Source organism: Psychrobacter sp. 1Y4, assembly GCF_051847555.1.
This window is the reverse complement of the sequence record NZ_JBPYDE010000417.1, coordinates 1-779: the sequence shown is the minus strand read 5'-3', so window position 1 is coordinate 779 and position 779 is coordinate 1. Positions and strand designations below refer to the sequence as shown.

The window sequence follows — 779 nt, the reverse complement described above, 5'->3', positions numbered from 1 at the left end:
ACGAGATCGAAATCGTTGGTATCCGTGACACTCAAAAAACCACCTGTACTGGTGTAGAGATGTTCCGTAAACTGCTTGACGAAGGTCGTGCAGGCGAAAACTGTGGCGTACTACTACGTGGTACTAAGCGTGAAGACGTACAACGTGGCCAAGTACTAGCTAAGCCAGGTTCAATCACGCCTCACACCAAGTTTGACGCAGAAGTATACGTACTGTCAAAAGAAGAGGGTGGTCGTCACACACCATTCCTAAACGGCTATCGTCCACAGTTCTACTTCCGTACCACTGACGTAACTGGCGCAATCCAATTACAAGACGGTACTGAAATGGTCATGCCTGGTGATAACGTTGAGATGGGCGTAGAGCTTATCCACCCAATCGCTATGGACAAAGGTCTTCGCTTCGCAATTCGTGAAGGCGGCCGTACTGTAGGCGCTGGTGTTGTTGCTAACGTATTGAACTAAGACTTAAGTCTCAGTAATGAGAACTTGAATTAGTCATAAAAAAGCCACCCTATCTAGGGTGGCTTTTTTTTGGAGGTAAATAGGGGTGTTTGCAGAATTAGATCTAAGCTTTAGCCAAATGGTTCTTTTAATACTAGTTATTTATAATGCACTGTATTGTAATTTGCCGCATAGCTTGCTATATTAGCGCTGCATTTAACGTGTATGGTTAATCTAAACCATAATGAGAAAGCCTATAATTAATATAGTGACTTTTGGTAAATGCAATATCAGGTAAAAATTAACAATTTTACCGCCAAAGGCTTGCATTCTATG

General features: G+C 42.5%; 1 protein-coding gene. It reads left to right on the top strand.

Annotated elements, in window-relative coordinates; translation table 11 throughout:
- On the top strand, nt 1-464 hold a 464-nt coding region (locus tag ACS8FC_RS16695), incomplete at its 5' end, for an EF-Tu C-terminal domain-related protein (protein ID WP_439297605.1).
- Nucleotides 465-779: the final 315 nt, after the last annotated feature.